This window comes from Acidovorax temperans (assembly GCF_006716905.1).
GTDB classification, from domain to species: domain Bacteria; phylum Pseudomonadota; class Gammaproteobacteria; order Burkholderiales; family Burkholderiaceae_C; genus Acidovorax; species Acidovorax temperans.
The window spans coordinates 1,498,525-1,517,404 of the sequence record NZ_VFPV01000001.1 but is presented as its reverse complement, the minus strand read 5'-3'; the positions used below and the strand labels follow the sequence as shown (position 1 = coordinate 1,517,404).

The window sequence follows — 18,880 nt, the reverse complement described above, 5'->3', positions numbered from 1 at the left end:
ATTTTTGCCCTGGAGCGCTTATGTATAAAGCGGTAGCAGCTATTATTTTGGTAGCAATTGGGGCTCCGGCCTGGGCCCAGATGACCCCTGAGGGCCTGTGGCGCAACGTGGACGACAAGACGGGCGAAGCCAAGGCCGAAATCCGCATCCGTGACACAGGTGCGGGTGGGTTGCTGGGGGTGCTGGAAAAGCGCCTGTCCAAGGACGCCAAGCCGGACGATGTGTGCAAGGAATGCACCGATGACCGCAAGGACAAGCCGGTGCTGGGCCTGGAAATCATCCGTGGCGCCAAGAAGGCCGACGGCAAGGACGTGTGGGAAGGCGGCAAGATTCTCGACCCCGAGAATGGCCGCAACTACACGCTGCGCCTCACGCCCATCGAGGGCGGCAAGAAGCTGGAAGTGCGTGGCTCCATCGGCCCCTTCGGCCGCACGCAGACCTGGATCCGCATCCAGTAACCCCCATTCCCGTGGCCGCGCGCACCCCACCGGGGTGACGCCGCGCCCCAACAAGGAACCCAACCCATGTCCCGATTCCAAGTGAAAAAAGTCGCCGTGCTCGGCGCAGGCGTGATGGGCGCGCAGATTGCCGCCCACCTCGTCAACGTGAAGGTGCCCGTGGTGCTGTTCGACCTGCCCGCGAAGGAAGGCCCGAAGAACGGCATCGTCACCAAGGCCGTTGAAGGCCTCAAGAAGCTCAAGCCCTCGCCCCTGGGTGTGGCCGATGATGCGGCGCTGATCCAGCAGGCCAACTACGAAGAGCACATGCACCTGCTCAAGGAATGCGACCTCGTGATCGAGGCCATTGCCGAGCGCATGGACTGGAAGCTCGACCTGTACACCAAGATCGCCCCCCACGTGGCCAAGCACGCCATCCTGGCGTCCAACACCTCGGGCCTGTCGATCACCAAGCTGAGCGAAGTGCTGCCCGAGAGCATCAAGCCCCGTTTCTGCGGCATCCACTTCTTCAACCCCCCGCGTTACATGACGCTGGTGGAGCTGATCAACACCCCCACCACGCAGCCCGAAGTGCTGGACCAGCTCGAAGCCTTCGTCACCAGCGGCCTGGGCAAGGGCGTGGTGCGCGCGCACGACACGCCCAACTTCGTGGCCAACCGCGTGGGCATCGCGGGCATGCTGTCCACGATGAAGGAAGTCGAGAACTTCGGCCTGACCTACGATGTGGTGGACGACCTCACGGGCAAGAAGCTGGGCCGAGCATCGAGCGGCACCTTCCGCACCGCCGACGTGGTGGGCCTGGACACCATGGCCCACGTCATCAAGACGCTGCAGGACAACCTGAGCCTGGAGACCGATCCCTTCTACGAAAGCTTTGGCACGCCCGCCGTGCTGAAAAAGCTGCTGGAGCTGGGCAACCTGGGCCAGAAGACCAAGGCCGGTTTCTTCAAGAAGGTCGGCCGCGACGTGATGCGCTTCGAGCTGGAAAGCGAGGAGTACGTGCCCGCCGGTCAGAAGGCCGACGAGGTGTATGCCCGCATGCTCAAGAAGCCCGCCGCTGAACGCCTGCGCCTGCTGCGCAACGCAGAAGGCGCGCCCGGCCAGTTCCTCTGGGCCATTTTGCGCAACAGCTTCCATTACGCTGCCGTGCACCTGGCCACTATTGCCGACAACGCCCGCGACGTGGACCAGGCCATGCGCTGGGGCTTTGGCATGAAGCAGGGCCCCTTCGAGCTGTGGCAAGAAGCCGGCTGGCTCGAAGTGGCGAAGATGATCCAGGAAGACATCGACGCTGGCAAAGCGCTGTGCAAGGCACCGCTGCCCGAGTGGGTGTTCAAGGGCCCTGTGGCCGACGCCGGTGGCGTGCACACCGCGCAAGGTTCGTGGAGCGCATCGCGCGGCCAGTTTGTGCCCCGCCGCCAGCTGCCCGTGTACGAACGCCAGATCTTCCCCGAGGCGCTGCTGGGCGAAACCAGCCTGCCCGACTGGCGCACCGCTGGCACCACCATTGCCGAATCGAAAGCCCTACGCACCTGGACGCTTGATAGCAAGGTTCTGATTGCCAGCATCAAGAACAAGATGCACGCCATCAGCCCCGAGGTGATGGAAGGTCTGGCTGAAGCCCTGGAGCTGGCCGAGCGCGAATACGACGGCATGGTCATCTGGTCGGGCGATGCGCCGTTCAGCGTGGGCGCCGACCTGGAAGCCACCATGCCCGCCTTTGCCGTGGGCGGCCCCGACGCGGTGGAAAGCATCGAGCAGGAGCTGCAGAACCTGATGATGCGCATCCGCTACGCGCAGGTTCCCGTGGTGGCTGCCATCCACGGCATGGCGCTGGGCGGCGGCTGCGAGCTGGCCGTGTATTCGGCCAAGCGCGTGGCGCACATGGAAAGCTACATCGGCCTGGTCGAAGTGGGCGTGGGCCTGGTGCCCGGCGCCGGCGGCCTGACCTACATCGCCCGCCGCGCGGCCGAGAACATGGCGGCTTCGACGAGCAAGGACATCCTGCCCTTCCTGACCGAAGGCTTCACCGCCGCCGCCATGGCCAAGGTGGGCACCAGCGCGCTCGAATCGCGCAAGCTGGGCTACCTGCTGGACAGCGACGTCATCGTTCCGCACAAGGACGAGCTGCTGTTCGTCGCCATCAACGAAGCCAAGTCCATGGCTGCCAGTGGCTGGCGTGCACCGCACAAGCGCCTGTTCCCCGTGGCGGGCCGCAGCGGCCTGGCCACCATCAAGGCGCAGCTGGTGAACATGCGCGACGGCGGCTTCATCAGCGCCTATGACTTCAAGATCGGCGCCATGATTGCCGAGGTGGTCTGTGGCGGCGATGTGGATGCGGGTTCGATGGTGAGCGAGGAATACCTGCTCACGCTGGAGCGCAAGGTGTTCTGCCACCTGATCGCCCAGCCCAAGACGCACGAGCGCATCCTGGGCATGCTGTCCACCGGCAAGCCTGTCCGCAACTGACCGCCTTCGCCGTGACGGACCACCGCCCCAACAAACTCCAGCGCTCGCTGATGCGTCTGGACGAAGCACCCGCCTTCATGCGGGGCTTTGTGCAGAACATCATCCTGCGCCGGGCCGTGCCTTTCACCGGCACGGCCGGGGTGAAGTTCGTGTCGCTCACGCCCGAGCGTGTCGAGGTGCATCTTGCCAACGAGCACCGCGTGCAGAACCACATCGGCGGCGTGCACGCCTCGGCCATGAACCTGCTGGCCGAAACGGCCACCGGCATGGTCGCGGGCATGAACGTGCGCGACGACTGCCTGCCGCTGGCCAAGGAGTTCAGCATGGCGTTCAAGAAGCGCGCCACGGGCGGCCTGAAGGCCGTGGCCACGCTCACCGCCGAGCAGCGCGCCGCCATGCAGGGCAGCGACAAGGGTGAGGTGCAGGTGAAAGTCACCGTGACCGACGAAGCCGGTGTGGAGCCGGTCGAATGTGTATTTACGTGGGCCTGGGTTCCTTCCAGCCGCCCCCCCAAGAATTGAAGGAGTTTCACCATGGCTCAAAAACAAGTTCAGGACGCCTACATCGTCGCCGCCACGCGCACGCCCATCGGGCGCTCGGGCCGCGGCTATTTCAAGAACACCCGCCCCGACGACCTGCTGGTCGCCGCCGTCAAGAGCGCCATGCTGCAGGTGCCCACGCTGGACCCCAAGGCGATTGAAGACGCCATCATTGGCTGCTCGTTCCCCGAAGGCGAGCAAGGCATGAACATGGCCCGCATTGCCATGGGCCTGGCGTTCGACCACCCCGTGGGCGGCGTGACGGTGAACCGCTTTTGCGCATCGGGCATCACCGCGCTGCAGATGGCGGCCGACCGCATCCGTGTGGGCGAGGCCGACGTGCTGATCGCCGGTGGCGCCGAGTCCATGAGCCTGGTGCCCATGGGCGGCAACAAGCCCTCGTTCAACGCCGAGATCTTCGCGAAGGATGAAAACGTGGGCATCGCCTATGGCATGGGCCTCACCGCAGAAAAGGTCGCCCAGCAGTGGAAGGTGAGCCGCGAAATGCAGGACGCGTTCGCGCTTGAGTCCCACCTGCGCGCCATCAAGGCGCAAAAGGCCGGTGAGTTCACCGACGAAATCACCCCCATCGAAATCGTGGAACGCTCGCCCAATCTCGCCACCGGCGAAGTGGTGGAAAAGCGCCGCACCGTGAGCCTGGACGAAGGCCCACGCCCCGACACGTCCCTGGAAGGCCTGGCCAAGCTCAAGCCCGTGTTTGCCGCACGCGGCAGCGTCACGGCGGGCAACAGCTCGCAGACCAGCGATGGCGCGGGCGCCCTCATCGTGGCCAGCGAAAAGGCCGTGAAGCAGTTTGGCCTGACGCCCCTGGCGCGATTTGTGAGCTACGCCGCGCGCGGCGTGCCGCCCGAGATCATGGGCATTGGGCCTATCGAAGCCATTCCGGCAGCCTTGCGTTATGCGGGGCTCAAGAGTGATGACATTGGCTGGTATGAGTTGAACGAAGCGTTTGCGGCGCAATCGCTCGCCGTGATCAATACGCTGGGGCTGAATCCTGCGAATGTGAACCCGATGGGCGGCGCCATTGCGCTGGGGCATCCGCTGGGGGCGACCGGTGCGATCCGTGCTGCGACGGTGGTGCATGCGCTGCGCCGCCACAAGCTGAAGTACGGCATGGTCACGATGTGTGTAGGAACAGGACAAGGCGCCGCCGGCATCATCGAAGCTCTTTGAGTTGACTGGCTACTGCGCGGCTTTCATGCGTCGTTGGGCCGAGTGGGGAGGCAAGGGGCCCCACCCCCTTGCCGTCGCAATCCTCACGTACCGCAAGTACGTTCCGGTTGCTGCGCTCCGTCCGCCTCGCCTGAAGGCCGCTCGCTACGCCTTTGAGTGCGGGGTGTGAAGGCAGGGGGAAAGTGCACTGCCTGTTCATGTTTTCCATTCAAACCGGCGCAGACCGGTTTTGCTACGAGGAGACAAGCATGGCTCAACCGGCCAATCGGTGTGTGATGGTGTGGGGCGGCTGCAGTCTCCGTGACGACGCCCTGGCGTTTGGTTTCGCGGCACACTAGCGGCATGACTTCATCCATCCATCCTTTGGACGAGGCGCTTGCGCTGACGTCTTCCGCGCCCGGGCAGTTCACGGGCCAGACCCACCCCGGTTACTGGAACATGGTGGGGCCATTCGGCGGCGTGACTGCGGCCACGCTGCTGCAGGCCGTGATGCAGCACCCTGACCGGCTGGGCGACCCCTTGTCGCTCACCGTCAATTACGCGGGGGCGCTCACGGCGGGGGCCTTTACCGTGCAGGCCACGCCCGTGCGCACCAACCGGTCCACCCAGCACTGGACATTGACCATTCTCCAGGCCGATGCCGAAGGCGCGCCCGTGGTGACCACCACGGCCACGGCCGTGACCGCCGTGCGGCGCGACACCTGGAGCGCTGGCGATGTGCCCATGCCCGCCGTGCCCGGCCCCACGGCCCACCCGGCCATCGAACACGGGCCCGAAGCCATGGAGTGGCTGAACCGCTATGAAATGCGCCCCATCACCGGCGCACTGCCGCGCGCCTGGGATGGCAGTGGCGACCACAGCCTGAGCCAGTTGTGGATGCGCGACGCACCGGCCCGGCCGCTCGACTTTTGCGCGCTGTCTGCGCTGGCCGACCTGTTCTTCCCCCGCGTGTGGTTGCGCCGTGCGCACCGCGTGCCCGCAGGCACCGTGTCCATCACCGTGTACTTTCATGCCAGCGCGGAGCAACTGGCGCAAACCGGCACCGGCTACCTGCTGGGCCAGGCGCGCGGGCAGGAGTTCCGCAACGGGTTTTTTGACCAGACCGTGCAGCTGTGGAACGAAGCCGGCACCATGCTGGCCACCAGCCACCAGATCGTTTACTACAAGGAGTGAGCGCACCGCCGTGCGCTGCTACGTTCCTCATTCACCTCTTTGACCATGACCGAAACCACCAAAGACATCCTCGTCCACACCGAAGCCGGCGTGACCACCATCACCTTCAACCGGGTGGACAAGAAAAACTCCATCACCACCACGATGTATGCCGCCATGGCTGACGCCCTGGCCGCTGCTGAGCAGGACGCCAGCGTGCGCGTGGTGGTGTTCCAGGGCGACGTGGCCATCTTCAGCGCGGGCAATGACATTGGCGACTTTTTGCAGCAGCCCCCTGCCACGCAGGATTCGCCCGTGTTCCGCTTTCTGCACCGCCTGGCCGCCTTCCCCAAGCCCGTGATCGCCTCGGTGTGCGGCCCGGCCGTGGGCATTGGCACCACCATGCTGTTCCATTGCGACCTGGTGTACGCGGGCGACAACGCAGCGTTCTCCATGCCCTTCGTCAACCTGGGCCTGTGCCCTGAAGCCGCATCCAGCCTGCTGGTGCCGCAAATGCTGGGCTACCACCGCGCCGCCGAAGCACTGCTGCTGGGTGAGCCCTTCTTTGCCGAAGCTGCCCTGGAAGTGGGTCTGGTCAACCGCGTGTTGCCACCCACCGAATGCAACGGCGTGGCGCAAGCCCAGGCCAAGAAGCTGGCAGCCAAGCCCCTGTCTTCGCTGATCGAGACCAAGCGCCTGATGAAGAAGCACCAGCTGCCCCAGATCGCCGCCGTGATGGCCGAAGAAGGCGCCAGCTTTGGCCGCATGCTGCGCGAGCCCGCCGCCCGCGAAGCATTTGGAGCGTTTATGGAGAAAAGACATCCTGATTTCAGCAAAGTCTGAAATCAGGTGCCGCAGGCACCAGCGACGCAGTCGCAGGATGTGTTTCCATCAAAAGAGACACCCAGACTTCAGCAAAGTCTGAAGTCTGGTGCTGGCGCAGCCAGTACGCACTGCGAAGCAGGGCGGTGGATCTTTCGCTAGAAAAGACATCCAGACTTCAGCAAGGTCTGAAGTCTGGAGCTGGCGCAGCCAGCACGCACTGCGCAGCAGGGCGGAAGTGTTTCGCTAAAAGACATCCTGATTTCAGCAAGGTCTGAAGGCTGCTACTGATGTCCGTGATTTAAGCGAAATTGGCTTCCGGCGCTTTATTGACAAGCGCTGGCAGCTATCAAAAGCATAGTAAAGATGGCGGGTAGCCCGCCGCAGCCTCAAGGGTGTTTATGTCCGCTTCGTCTGCTTCCGCTGCCGCCATCGTGTTCGAACCCGAGTTCCTCGCCGGGCTCACCACCATCTTTGAAGAGAAGATCGTCTTCAACCAGCTGCTGGGGCTCAAGGTCACCAGCATTGCCCCGCAACAGGTGGTGGCGCGCATCGACATGCGGCCGGAGCTGGTGGGCCACTATGCCTACAACCGCATCCACGGCGGTGTGATCAGTGCCGGGCTGGATGCCATGGGTGGCCTGGCCGTGATGGCTGCCATTGGCGCCAAGCACATGAGCGAGCCGCCCGAGCAGCGCCTGCACCGCTTTGCCAAGCTGGGCACCATCGACCTGCGCATCGACTACCTGCGCCCCGGCATTGGCAGCCACTTCGAGCTGCGGGCCGAGGTGCTGCGCCTGGGCTCGCGCGTGGCCACCACGCGCATGGAATTCTTTGGCCCCGATGGGCAGCTCATGTCGGCCGGGGCGGCGGCTTATATCGTTTCGTAAGTTGTGCTGCGCCGCAGGCGGTGGGCGTGTGGTCCTGCAAGCCTTGCAAGCGCATGCTACGAACGAACCGTTTGGTTACTGCTTTTGCGAAAGATGGCAACTTTTGCAGGCATGAAAACCTAGGATGCATCCTTTTCAAGGAGATCTGATGGCCGTGCAAAACCCCTTCTTTGGCAAACGCGAACCCGAACCCTTCCAGCGCCACACTCCCCCTGCCAACGGTTTGAACACGCTCGCCTCGGGCTCCGCCCCCGCGGTGGCCGCACCAGCGGGCGGCCTCACGGGGCAGAAGCCACAGGCCTCTTCGGTGGGCGACAGCTCGGGCAGCAAGCTCACGGTGGGCCCTAATATCAAGCTCAAGGGCGTGGAGATCACCGACTGCGACACGCTGGTGGTGGAAGGCACGGTAGAAGCCACCATGGATTCGCGCGTGATCCATATCTCGGAAAACGGCGCATTCAAAGGCTCGGCAGAGATCGACATTGCCGAGATCCATGGCGAATTCAACGGCACCCTCACCGTGCGCCATAAGCTGGTGATCTACAGCACGGGCAAGGTCAACGGCAAGATCCGCTACGGCAAGCTCGTGGTGGAAGAGGGCGGGCAGCTGGCGGGCGAGATCGAAGCCGGTATTGGCGCTGGCGCGCGCGCATCGGCTGCGCCTGCGGTGGTGCGCGCAGAGCCCGCTGCCATGGCGGCCTGAGGGCTCAGAAAACCGCCTGGGGCTTTCAGCCCTGGGCAGGCGCCTGCGGCTTGGGCAGCGGGCGCGGGCGCCCATTGGCGTCTATGGCCACATAGGTCAGCGTGGCCTCGGTCACCTTCACATAGCGGCCCTGGTCTGAAAAGCGCTCGGCATACACCTCGACCTGCACGGTGACCGAGGTGTTACCCACGCGCGTGATGTGCGAGAAGAACGACAGGATGTCGCCCACGCGCACCGGCTGCTTGAAAATGAACTCATTGACGGCCACCGTGGCCATGCGCCCCTGCACATAGCGCGCGGGCAGGACCGATCCGGCCAGGTCCACCTGGGCCATCACCCAGCCGCCAAAAATATCGCCGTTGGCGTTGCAGTCGCCAGGCATGGGAATGACTTTGAGCACCAGTTCGTGCTCGGAGGGCAATGCGGCGGGTGGCGGGCTGAAAGAGGCAGACATGGGCACAATCACTAGATAACAACAATCAGGATTGTCCCCCATGCGCCAACGCGGTGAATCCGGCCCTCCACATTCCCCATCGTCCCCTCCATCCGAGCAGCGATCCCGCACCGACTGGCTGACCCTGCAGCGCCTGTTGCCCTATCTGTGGCAGTACAAGTGGCGCGTGGTGGCTGCCATCGCCTTCATGGTGGCTGCCAAGCTGGCCAACGTGGGCGTGCCCCTGCTGCTCAAGACCCTGGTCGATGCCATGAGCTTCAAGCCGGGCGATCCGGCCGCCATGCTGGTCGTGCCCGTGGGCCTGCTGGTGGCCTACGGCGCGCTGCGCCTGTCCACTTCCGTGTTCAACGAGTTGCGCGAGCTGGTCTTTGCCAAGGCCACGCAGGGGGCGGCGCGCTCGATTGCGCTGCAGACCTTTGAGCACCTGCACGCGCTGAGCCTGCGCTTTCACCTGGAGCGGCAAACGGGTGGCATGACGCGCGACATCGAGCGCGGGGTGCGCGGCATTGAGTCGCTGATCTCGTTCTCGCTGTTCAATGTGTTTGCCACGCTCATTGAGGTGGTGCTGGTGCTCAGCGTGCTGGCCGTGAAGTTTGACGCCTGGTTTGCCTGGATCACACTCACCGCGCTGGTGCTGTACATCGCCTACACGGTGCTGGTGACCGAGTGGCGCACCAAGTTCCGCCGCGAGGCCAACGAGTTCGATTCGGCTGCGCACACCAAGGCGGTGGATTCGCTGCTGAACTACGAGACGGTGAAGTACTTCAACAACGAAGGCTTCGAGGCCCGTCGCTACGACGAAAGCCTGGAGCGCCTGCGCCGCGCGCGGCTCAAGAGCCAGACCACGCTGTCCATGCTCAACGCGGGCCAGCAGCTCATCATTGCCGTGGGGCTGGTGGCCATGCTGTGGCGCGCCACGCAGGGCGTGGTCGATGGGCGCCTGACGCTGGGCGATCTGGTCATGATCAACGCGTTCATGATCCAGCTCTACATCCCGCTCAACTTCCTGGGCGTGATCTACCGCGAGATCAAGCAGAGCCTGACGGACCTGGACAAGATGTTCGTGCTGATGGACAAGGAGCGCGAGGTGGCCGATGCCCCCGGCGCGCAGCCGCTGCAAGGCCTGGCGCAGCCCACCGTGCGGTTTGAAGATGTGCACTTTGCCTACGACCCTGCGCGGCCCATTCTGCAAGGCGTGAGCTTTGAAATCCCTGCGGGCAAGACGGTGGCGGTGGTGGGGCCCTCGGGCTCGGGAAAATCCACGCTGGCGCGGCTGCTGTTCCGCTTCTACGACATCCAGCAGGGCCGCATCACCATCGCCGGGCAAGAGATTCGCAGCGTGACGCAGGCCAGCGTGCGCCAGGCCATTGGCATCGTGCCGCAGGACACCGTGCTCTTCAACGACACTGTGGCCTACAACATTGCCTACGGACGCACAGGCGCCACGCAGCAAGAGGTGGAGGCCGCCGCCCGCGCTGCACGCATCCACGACTTCATCGCCGCCACGCCCAAGGGCTACGCCACCATGGTGGGCGAGCGGGGGCTCAAGCTCTCGGGCGGTGAAAAGCAGCGCGTGGCCATTGCCCGCACGCTGCTCAAGAACCCGCCCATCCTTATCTTCGACGAGGCCACCAGCGCGCTGGACTCTGCCAACGAGCGCGCCATCCAGGCCGAGCTGCAAAGCGCTGCGCAAAACAAGACCACGCTGCTCATTGCCCACCGCCTCTCCACGGTGGTGGACGCGCACGAGATTCTGGTGATGGATGCGGGCCGCATCATTGAGCGCGGCACGCACGCGCAGCTGCTGGCCCAAGGCGGCCGCTACGCCAACATGTGGGCCTTGCAACAAAGCGATGGCGCCGCCTGATCCCCCCTGTATTTGGAACCTTGAACCCATGAAGCCTCTCCTGCTTGCCCTCACTTTTCTCTCGGAAGAACACCGCGCCCAGATGGCCGAGGTGTTTGAAGTGGTCTACGCGCCCGATGCAGCGCAGGCTGCGGCCGCGATTGCTGAACACGGCCCGCGCGTGCGGGTAGCGCTCACCATCGGCGCCATCGGCCTGTCGCCCGCGCAGATCGACGCGCTGCCCGCGCTCACGCTGATCTGCGTGCTGGGCGCGGGTTATGAAAACGTGGCGGTAGACCACGCCAAGGCGCGCGGCATTGTGGTGGCCACCGGTGCGGGCACCAACGACGACTGCGTGGCCGACCACACCTGGGGCCTGCTGATTGCCGCGCAGCGCCGCATCCTGCCGCTGGACAAGGCCACGCGGGCGGGTGTGTGGCGCACGGCCCTGCCGCTGCCACCCAACGTGTCGCACAAGCGCCTGGGCATCATCGGCCTGGGCACCATCGGCAAGAAGATTGCTCAGCGCGCGCTGGGCTTCGAGATCGAGGTGGGCTACCACAACCGCAGCGCCCGCACCGATGTGCCTTACCGCTACTTTGCCGATGTGGCTGCGCTGGCCGAGTGGGCGGACTTTCTCGTCATCGCCACGCCCGGTGGTGCTGCTACCCGGCATCTGGTCAATGCCACCGTGCTGAACGTGCTGGGCCCGCGCGGCGTGGTAGTCAACATCGCACGCGGCAGCGTGATCGATACTTCGGCCCTGGCCGCCGCGCTGCGCGAAGGCCGCATCGCTGCAGCCGGCCTGGACGTGTACGAGAGCGAGCCCGCGCCCCCGGCCGAGCTGCTGGGCCTGGACAACGTGGTGCTCACACCCCATGTGGCGGGCTGGTCGCCTGAAGCGGTGCAGAACTCGGTGGACCGCTTCATGGAAAACGCCCGCCGCCACCTGGCGGGCGAAGCACCTGTGACGCCGCTATGAGCATCAAATCGGCCTCTAGCGCTTTATTAACAAGCGCAAGCAGCTATGAAATCAATAGCATTTGCGTTGGGCGATGTGTGGGTCAACCCAGGAGCGGCGCATGACGCTGGACCTGACCGACCTTCAGCAACGCCTGCGTGCCTTTGCCGCTGCACGGCAATGGCAGCCGTACCACACGCCCAAGAACCTGGCCATGGCGCTGATGGTGGAGGCGGCCGAGCTGCAGGAGCTGTTCCAGTGGCTCACGCCCGAGGAGTCGCAACAGCTCACCGCCGACCCCGCGCAGAAAGAGCGTGTGGGTGAAGAGATGGCCGATGTGCTGCTCTATCTGCTGCAACTGGCCGACCACACCGGCGTGGACTTGCGCGACGCGGTGGAGCGCAAGCTGGTGAAGAACGCCATCAAGCACCCGGCGCCGCCCGCTGGCCCGACTTCGGCCGATGGACCATAGCTGGGCTGCGCGCGCTCAGGCGTTTTCGGAATACCCCTTGGGCCAGCCGCCGTTGGCGTGGTTGCACTCCTGCCAGTTGCGCCCGCGCGGGGTGTGGCCGATGCCGGGATTGAAGGTGTTGGTCGGGTCCAGCGACTGGTAGAAGCCTGCCAGCGCGGGCTTGGCCACGTAGAGGTGGCCCACGTTGTGCTCGGCGGGGTATTCGGCGCGGCGCGCGTCCAGCAGCTCCCACATGCGGTGCTCCATGGCCAGCGGGTCCACGCCTTTCTTCACGATGTAGTCCTGGTGGAACACATGGCAGAAGAAGTGGCCGTAGTACAGCTTGTGCACCACATCGCGCTCCACGTCCTGCGGCAGTTGCTCCACCCATTCGCGGTCGTTGCGGCGCAGGGCGATGTCCAGCGCCACGATGTCTTCGACCTCGCTGCGGTGCACCTCGCGGTAGCGGATGGCCGCGCCTGCGATGGCAAAGCGGTGCAGGAAGGCTTTGCGGCCCTCGTCGGCATCGCACTCGAACCAGCCGCCCTGGGTGCTGTTCGCAAAGTGCTCGGTCAGGAATGCACGGGTGGCTTCCACCTGGTCGTTCGATACGCGCACCAGCAGGTGGTGCTCGTACAGATCGCGCCACTGGCGCACGCGCCGGGGCAGGTGGCTGGGCAGCAGGCGTGTCACGGCCTGGATGGCGTGGTCCACAAAGCCGCGCATGCCCAGGCGTTCAAAGAACCCATCAAACCGGCTTTTGAGCGCAAAGGCCGCAGGCACGCGGGCCGTGCCAAAGCGGTCGATGAGCAGGAAGGTGTCCTTGCCGTACTTCTCGCCAATGTCAAACGCGGTGCGGTGGATGTATTCACCGGCAATGGGCGGGCGGGGCAGGGCGGTGAGCAGGTGGCGGCGCACGGCGGTGAGGTCATCGGGCGTGTTGCTGCCGATGTAGAACACGGTGCTGGGTTCCTTGGGGAAGGTGTCCAGCCGCACGGCAAACAGGCACACCTTGCCTGCGGAGCCCGAGGCCTCGAACAGGCGGGACGGGTCGGCATTGAAGCGGGCGGGGGTGTCTGCATCCACGGCACGCACGTCCTGGGCGTAGCGGGCGTCGGAGGCGACCCGGCCGGTGTCGCGCTGGATGTCGGCCTCGGCGTAGTCGCCGTTTTGCAAGCGCGTCAGGATTTCTTCGGGTGTATCGCCCAGGGCGATGCCCAGGTGGTTCACCAGCTCCAGCGTGCCGTCGTCCTTCACGCGGGCGTACAACGCCAGCTCGGTGTACGCCGGGCCCCGGCGCACCAGCGCGCCGCCCGAGTTGTTGCAGATGCCACCCAGCACCGACGCGCCGATACACGACGAGCCGATGACCGAGTGGGGCTCGCGCCCCAGCGGGGCCAGCGTCTGCTCCAGCTTGTCCAGGGTGGCACCGGGCAGGCACACCACCTGATCGCCCCCGGCAATCACTTGCACACCGGTGATGCGCAGCGTATTCACCAGCACGATCTCGCGGTCGTAGTTGGCACCGTCGGGGGTGGAGCCGCCGGTCAGGCCCGTGTTGGCGGCCTGCATGATGACGATGCGGCCCGCCGCCACAGCGGCCTGCAGCACCTTCCACTGCTCCAGCAGCGTGCCGGGGCGCACCACGGCCAGCACCGGGCCTTCGCCCGTGCGGTGGCCTTTGCGAAAGCGCCGGGTGGCCTGGTCGTCGGTGAGGACATGGGCAGCACCCACGGCGTTGCGCAACTGTGCAAGCAGGGCTTCGCGTGGAACCTGGGGGGCGCTGCTCACGCTTCGCGCACCAGCAGATCGCCCGAAATGTCCGCCACTCGTGCCACGCTGGTCAGCGTCATGGCCACGCGCATTTCTTTTTCCAGCAGCTCCAGCAGGTGCTTGACGCCCGCCTCACCCGCTGCGGCCAGCGCGTAGATGTAGGCGCGGCCAATCATGGCGCAGTCGGCGCCCAGGGCAATGGCGCGCACCACGTCCAGCCCGTTGCGGATGCCCGAGTCGGCCAGGATCTTGATCTGGCCCTTCACCGCGTCCGCAATGGCGGGCAGGGCGCGGGCGGACGACAGCACGCCGTCGAGCTGGCGGCCACCGTGGTTGGAGACGATGATGCCGTCCGCGCCAAAGCGCACGGCGTCCTTGGCGTCCTCAGGGTCCAGGATGCCCTTGATGACCATCGGGCCCTTCCAGAAGGCGCGAATCCACTCCAGGTCTTTCCAGGAAATGGACGGATCGAAGTTGGCGCTCAGGTAGCCCATGTAGTCCGCCAGGCCCGTGGGGCTGCCGCGGTAGGCGGAGATGTTGCCCAGGTCGTGCGGGCGGCCCAGCAGGCCCACGTCCACCGCCCAGCGCGGGTGCGTCACGGCCTGCCAGTAGCGGCGCAGCGGGGCGTTGGGGCCGCTCATGCCCGAATGCGCGTCGCGGTAGCGGGCGCCGGGCACGGGCATGTCCACGGTGAACACCAGCGTGGTGCAGCCTGCGGCCTGGGCGCGCTCCAGCGCGTTCTGCATGAAGCCCCGGTCTTTCAGCACGTAGAGCTGGAACCACATGGGGCGCTGGATTTTGGGCGCCACTTCTTCAATGGGGCAGACCGACACGCTGGACATGGTGAACGGAATGCCGTGGCGATCAGCCGCGCGGGCCGCCTGCACCTCGCCGCGGCGGCGGTACATGCCCGTCAGGCCCACGGGCGACAGGGCCACAGGGATGCTGAGCTTTTCGCCAAACAGCTCAATGCTGGTGTCGAGCTGGCTCATGTCCTTGAGCACGCGCTGGCGCAGCGCCACGGCGGCGAAGTCGTCCACATTGCGGCGCAGCGTTTGCTCGGCATAGGCGCCGCCGTCGATGTAGTGGAACAGGAAGGGCGGAAGAAACTGTTGCGCTGCTGCGCGGTAGTCGGCGCTGGAAGAGATGATCATGATGGTGGCTGTTTCAGGTCTTGGGGGGCTAGATCCAGGGGAAGGCGTGTGGAACGTTCGCGCCGGGCGCGGTCTTCGTCCATGCGCTGGATGGTGGTGCGCACATGCTCCAGGTGCTCGCCGATGCATTCGCGTGCGTGCTGCGGATCGCCGTCCAGAATCGCCTGCATCAGCTTCTGGTGCTGCGCCGTCAGCGCCTGCAGCGTGATGGGCGCGCTCAGGCGGAACATGTCGTGGCGGTTGCGCTCCACGGTGGAGAGCACCACGGTGAACAGGCTCTGCATCACCTGCACCAGCACCAGGTTGTGCGAGGCTTCGGCAATGGCCAGGTGGAACTGCGCATCGGCGCGGGCGGCCAGTTCGGCATGGCCGCTTTGCTGGTGCTGCAGCATCACTTCAAAGCAGCGCTGGATGTGGACTTTGTCTTGCACGGTGGCGCGCTGTGCGGCCAGCCAGGCGGTGCTGGTTTCCAGCGCGTGGCGCGTCTCCAGCACGTCGTAGCGGTAGTGCGGGTCTGATTCGATCAGGCCCGCCAGCGGCACCATGGCTTCTTGCAGCCACTCTGCGGGCTTGTGGATCTGCTGCACATAGGTGCCATCGCCGCGCCGGGCCGAGAGCACACCCTGGCTGGTGAGCTTCTGGATGGCTTCGCGCACCGAGGTGCGCGACACCCCCAGCTCCTCGGCCAGTTGCCGTTCTGCGGGCAGCTTCTGTCCGGGCTGCAGTCCGCGGTCTTGCACGAGGGCAAGCAGTTTCTCGACAACGTGATCGGCCAGGCGCATGGGGGCTCTCAGATGCAGGGTTTCAATGACCCGGAATCATCCACGTAAACACATAGGCCTGCAACGTGCAGATGATGCCGATGATGGCAGCGAACACCAGGCTGTGCTTGACGGTGAAGCGGAACAGGTCCGATTCCTTGCCCGCCAGGCCCACGGCCGCGCAGGCAATGGCGATGGACTGGGGCGAAATCATCTTGCCGGTGACGCCACCCGTGGTGTTGGCCGCTACGGTGAGCACGGGCGACAGGCCGAGCTGGTTGGCCGTGGTGGCCTGCAGCGCGCCAAACAAGGCGTTGGCCGAGGTGTCCGAGCCCGTGAGGAACACACCAATCCAGCCCAGGAAGGGCGAGAAGAAGGTGAACGCCTTGCCCGTGTGGGCCAGCGCCAGGGCCAGCGTGGCCGACAGGCCCGAGTAGTTGGCCACGAAGGCAAAGGCCAGCACCATGCCGATGGAGTAGATGGGGATGACCAGTTCACGCACCGTCTCGCCCAGCGTGGCCAAGGCCTTGGCGGGGGAGAAGCGGGCGAAGGCGATGGTCAGGATGGCGGCGATCAGGATGGCCGTGCCGGTGGCGGCCAGCCAGTTGAAGGTGTACACCGCGCCGTAAGGCGTAGCCTGCGCAACCACCGGGGGCATCTTGGCGACCAGCTTGTCGAGCATGGGCACGGGGATGTTGATGATGGTGGACGCCAGGGGGCCGCCGGCAGCAAACAGTGCCTTGAAGGGCTTGAGGCTCCACAGCGTGACCATCGCGGTCAGGATGATGAAGGGCGACCAGGCCTTGACGATGGCGCCTGCGGTAAGGGGCGCTGTGGCACCGGCTTGGGGCTTGGCTGCAGCGGGTGCTTTCGTGCCGGTGGTCTGGCTGGTCGTGCTTTCTGCTGTATCAAAACGGAAGATGCGCTTGGGCTGCCACACCTTGAGGAACCCGGTGAGCGCGATCAGCGAGACGATGGCGGAGGTGATGTCGGGCAGCTCAGGGCCAATGTAGTTGGCGGTGAGGAACTGCACCACGGCGAACGAGCCGCCACCCACCAGCACGGCAGGCCAGGTCTCCTTCACGCCGCGCCAGCCGTCCATGATCGCCATGATCCAGAACAGCACCAGGATGGTCATGAAGGGCAGCTGGCGCCCGGCCATCTGGCCGATGAGGAAGGGGTCGATGCCCGACACCTGCCCGGCCACGATGACGGGGATACCCATGGCGCCAAAGGCCACAGGGGCGGTGTTGGCGATCAGGCACAGGCCGGCGGCGTACAGCGGCTTGAAGCCCAGGCCCACCAGCAGCGCGGCGGTGATGGCGACGGGGGCGCCAAAGCCTGCGGCCCCTTCCAGGAAGGCTCCGAAGCAGAAACCCACCAGGATGAGCTGCAGGCGCTGGTCGTGCGTGACCGACAGGATGGAGCTGCGGATCACATCAAACTGCCCGGTCTTGACCGACAGCTTGTACAGAAACACGGCGGCCACAATGATCCAGGCGATGGGCCACAGGCCGTAGAAGAAGCCATACACGGCCGAGGCCAGCGCGGCGCTCACGGGCATTTTGTAGAACAGCAGCGCCACGCCCAGTGCCAGCAGCACCGTGACGGTGCCCGCCTGGTAGCCCTTGAGCCGCAGCTTGGTCAGGGCCAGAAAGAAGAAGACGATGGGAATGAGGGCTACGAGCGCGGACAGCCAGATGTTCCCGGCCGGGTCGTAGTTTTGTTGCCAGAGGGTTTGCATAACGAAGACAAAGACATTGAAACGCAGACAGGGGCCCAGGGCCCATGGCTTTCTTCACCGCAGTGGACGCGCCGGCCAGGCGGCGTGGTCTCCTGAGGCTCGCGTTGCGGGTCGGCGGGCGACCTGTGCTGCGGGCCTGTCTGAAAGGGGCAGGTGGCGCCTGGCTTTCTCAGGTAGACATTGACCTAAATTGGTATGACCAAAAAAATGCTTATCCGTGCGAATTGGCGAGATTCTGGGTCTTTCTAGGAGTTATGCCTGATAGGGTTAATACTGATTTATGGTCTTTGCGGCTTTATTTTTCTATATTGGTATTACCAATTTTGAATCGGTAGGTTGTGCTGTGTCGGTCGGGCTTCTGCCCAGTTGGGGTCAGGTTCTTGGGCATAAAAAAAGCTTCTAGCGCTTGCTGTACAAGCGCTAGAAGCTATGGTTTTAGGAGCGTTCCGCTTACTTACTTGCGTGCAGCAATCGCCTTTTCAGCGGCGGTCACCAGATCGGCGCCGATCTGGTTCTTCCACTTGTCGTACACGGGACGGGTGGCCTTGACGAAGGCTTCGCGCTCGGCGGCCGACAGCTGGGTCACCGTCACGCCGTTGGCAGCGATTTCCTTGAGCAGGGGCTTGTCCGCCTCGACCATGCCTTTGCGGGCGATGGCGATTTCTTCCTTGCCTGCGTCAAGGGCGGCTTGCTTCACGATCTCGCGGTCGGCGGGTGTCCAGCTGTTCCAGATGTCCTTGTTCACCACAAACACCAGCGGGTCGTTCACGTAGCCCCACATGGTGATGTGCTTCTGGGCCACGGTGTGCAGCTTGGCGGCCTGGTACACGGCGATGGGGTTCTCCTGGCCGTCCACCGCGCCGCTGGCGAATGCGGGTTGGGCATCGGCCCAGCTCATTTGCGTGGGGTTGGCGCCCAGGGCGGTGAAGGTGTCCAGGAACAGGGGCGAGCCCACCACGCGGATCTTCAGGCCCTTGAGGTCGGCGGGCGACTTGATCGCGACCTTGGAGTTGGAGATTTCGCGGTAGCCGTTTTCGCCCCAGGCCAGGGGCACCACGCCCGCCTTGTCCAGCGTCGCGAAGATTTGCTTGCCCACGTCGCCTTGCGTCACCGCGTCCACGGCTGCGTAGTCGGGGAACAGGAAGGGCAGCGAGAACAGGTTGAGTTGCTTGACCTGGGGCGACCAGTTGATGGTGGAGCCCACGGCCATGTCGATCACGCCTTGGCGCAGCGCGCTGAATTCGCGCGTCTGGTCGCCCTGGATCAGCGAGACGCCGGGATACAGCTTGATGTTGATGCGGCCATTGGTGCGCTCGCGCACTTTGTTGGCCCACAGCTCGCCGCCCTTGCCCCAGGGGAAGGCGGTGCCCAGCACCAGCGACATGCGGTATTCGCTCTTGTACGCGGTTTGCGCCAGGGCGGCAGGGGCGGTGAAGGCGAGGGCGGCGGCGGCAGCCACGGCGGAAGTGAGGAAGGTACGCAGTTTCATCGGGTCAGTCTCCTTGTTAG

Annotated in this window: 17 protein-coding genes and 1 other RNA gene; 12 read left to right on the top strand and 6 right to left on the bottom strand. The window is 65.0% G+C overall.

Annotated elements, in window-relative coordinates; translation table 11 throughout:
* Window positions 1–20 precede the first annotated feature (20 nt).
* From BDD18_RS07300 to BDD18_RS07260, 9 genes are all read left to right on the top strand, one after another.
* Window positions 21–458, top strand: coding sequence for a DUF2147 domain-containing protein (locus BDD18_RS07300; protein WP_066692984.1), 438 nt, complete (start codon window positions 21–23; stop codon window positions 456–458).
* Window positions 459–524: 66 nt separating this feature from the next.
* Entirely contained in the window at window positions 525–2,927 is a 2,403-nt protein-coding gene (locus tag BDD18_RS07295; RefSeq protein ID WP_066692988.1) for a 3-hydroxyacyl-CoA dehydrogenase/enoyl-CoA hydratase family protein, read from the top strand.
* 11 nt (window positions 2,928–2,938) lie between these two features.
* Window positions 2,939–3,448 carry a DUF4442 domain-containing protein gene (locus tag BDD18_RS07290; protein WP_142082178.1) on the top strand — a complete coding sequence of 170 codons (510 nt, stop codon included), beginning with the start codon at window positions 2,939–2,941 and terminating at the stop codon, window positions 3,446–3,448.
* A gap of 12 nt (window positions 3,449–3,460) precedes the next feature.
* Window positions 3,461–4,660, top strand: a complete 1,200-nt coding sequence (locus BDD18_RS07285; protein ID WP_066783117.1) for an acetyl-CoA C-acyltransferase — start codon at window positions 3,461–3,463, stop codon at window positions 4,658–4,660.
* 85 nt (window positions 4,661–4,745) lie between these two features.
* Window positions 4,746–4,819: non-coding RNA, sX9 sRNA (locus BDD18_RS07280), on the top strand.
* Window positions 4,820–5,002: 183 nt separating this feature from the next.
* Window positions 5,003–5,833 (top strand): acyl-CoA thioesterase, encoded by an 831-nt coding sequence (locus BDD18_RS07275; protein ID WP_142082176.1) that lies wholly within the window; start codon window positions 5,003–5,005, stop codon window positions 5,831–5,833.
* Window positions 5,834–5,878: 45 nt separating this feature from the next.
* The gene (locus tag BDD18_RS07270) at window positions 5,879–6,655 is read left to right on the top strand and encodes an enoyl-CoA hydratase (RefSeq protein ID WP_066697239.1); all 777 of its coding nucleotides are present in this window, start codon (window positions 5,879–5,881) and stop codon (window positions 6,653–6,655) included.
* Window positions 6,656–7,035: 380 nt separating this feature from the next.
* Window positions 7,036–7,524 (top strand): thioesterase family protein, encoded by a 489-nt coding sequence (locus tag BDD18_RS07265; RefSeq protein ID WP_066697235.1) that lies wholly within the window; start codon window positions 7,036–7,038, stop codon window positions 7,522–7,524.
* A 148-nt stretch (window positions 7,525–7,672) separates the two neighbouring features.
* Window positions 7,673–8,227 carry a bactofilin family protein gene (locus BDD18_RS07260; protein ID WP_142082174.1) on the top strand — a complete coding sequence of 185 codons (555 nt, stop codon included), beginning with the start codon at window positions 7,673–7,675 and terminating at the stop codon, window positions 8,225–8,227.
* A 25-nt stretch (window positions 8,228–8,252) separates the two neighbouring features.
* Here the strand turns inward: BDD18_RS07260 and BDD18_RS07255 are convergent, their stop codons facing one another.
* Window positions 8,253–8,681, bottom strand: a complete 429-nt coding sequence (locus BDD18_RS07255; protein WP_044395885.1) for an acyl-CoA thioesterase — start codon at window positions 8,679–8,681, stop codon at window positions 8,253–8,255.
* A gap of 40 nt (window positions 8,682–8,721) precedes the next feature.
* Between BDD18_RS07255 and BDD18_RS07250 the strand changes: the two genes are divergently transcribed.
* The 3 genes from BDD18_RS07250 (at window position 8,722) to BDD18_RS07240 (ending at window position 11,960) form a co-directional block, all read left to right on the top strand.
* The gene (locus BDD18_RS07250; RefSeq protein ID WP_211360691.1) at window positions 8,722–10,548 is read left to right on the top strand and encodes an ABCB family ABC transporter ATP-binding protein/permease; all 1,827 of its coding nucleotides are present in this window, start codon (window positions 8,722–8,724) and stop codon (window positions 10,546–10,548) included.
* A 28-nt stretch (window positions 10,549–10,576) separates the two neighbouring features.
* On the top strand, window positions 10,577–11,509 hold the full coding sequence (locus BDD18_RS07245; protein ID WP_142082172.1) for a 2-hydroxyacid dehydrogenase: 933 nt from the start codon (window positions 10,577–10,579) through the stop codon (window positions 11,507–11,509).
* Between the two features lie 100 nt (window positions 11,510–11,609).
* On the top strand, window positions 11,610–11,960 hold the full coding sequence (locus BDD18_RS07240) for a nucleotide pyrophosphohydrolase (protein WP_420482158.1): 351 nt from the start codon (window positions 11,610–11,612) through the stop codon (window positions 11,958–11,960).
* A gap of 15 nt (window positions 11,961–11,975) precedes the next feature.
* Here BDD18_RS07240 and dld read toward each other — a convergent pair whose 3' ends face one another.
* The 5 genes from dld to BDD18_RS07215 all read right to left on the bottom strand — a co-directional run bounded on the left by dld (window position 11,976) and on the right by BDD18_RS07215 (window position 18,860).
* The gene (dld, locus tag BDD18_RS07235) at window positions 11,976–13,730 is read right to left on the bottom strand and encodes a D-lactate dehydrogenase (protein WP_142082170.1); all 1,755 of its coding nucleotides are present in this window, start codon (window positions 13,728–13,730) and stop codon (window positions 11,976–11,978) included.
* A complete protein-coding gene (gene lldD / locus BDD18_RS07230; protein WP_142082168.1) occupies window positions 13,727–14,866 on the bottom strand; it encodes an FMN-dependent L-lactate dehydrogenase LldD in 1,140 nt (379 codons plus the stop codon). Before lldD ends, dld begins: the two co-directional genes overlap by 4 nt.
* The gene (lldR, locus tag BDD18_RS07225) at window positions 14,863–15,648 is read right to left on the bottom strand and encodes a transcriptional regulator LldR (RefSeq protein ID WP_142082166.1); all 786 of its coding nucleotides are present in this window, start codon (window positions 15,646–15,648) and stop codon (window positions 14,863–14,865) included. The genes lldD and lldR overlap by 4 nt, the downstream gene beginning before the upstream one ends.
* 22 nt (window positions 15,649–15,670) lie before the next feature.
* A complete protein-coding gene (gene lldP, locus BDD18_RS07220; RefSeq protein ID WP_142082164.1) occupies window positions 15,671–17,371 on the bottom strand; it encodes an L-lactate permease in 1,701 nt (566 codons plus the stop codon).
* Between the two features lie 454 nt (window positions 17,372–17,825).
* Window positions 17,826–18,860 carry a DctP family TRAP transporter solute-binding subunit gene (locus BDD18_RS07215; protein ID WP_066783136.1) on the bottom strand — a complete coding sequence of 345 codons (1,035 nt, stop codon included), beginning with the start codon at window positions 18,858–18,860 and terminating at the stop codon, window positions 17,826–17,828.
* Between the last annotated feature and the right edge of the window lie 20 nt (window positions 18,861–18,880).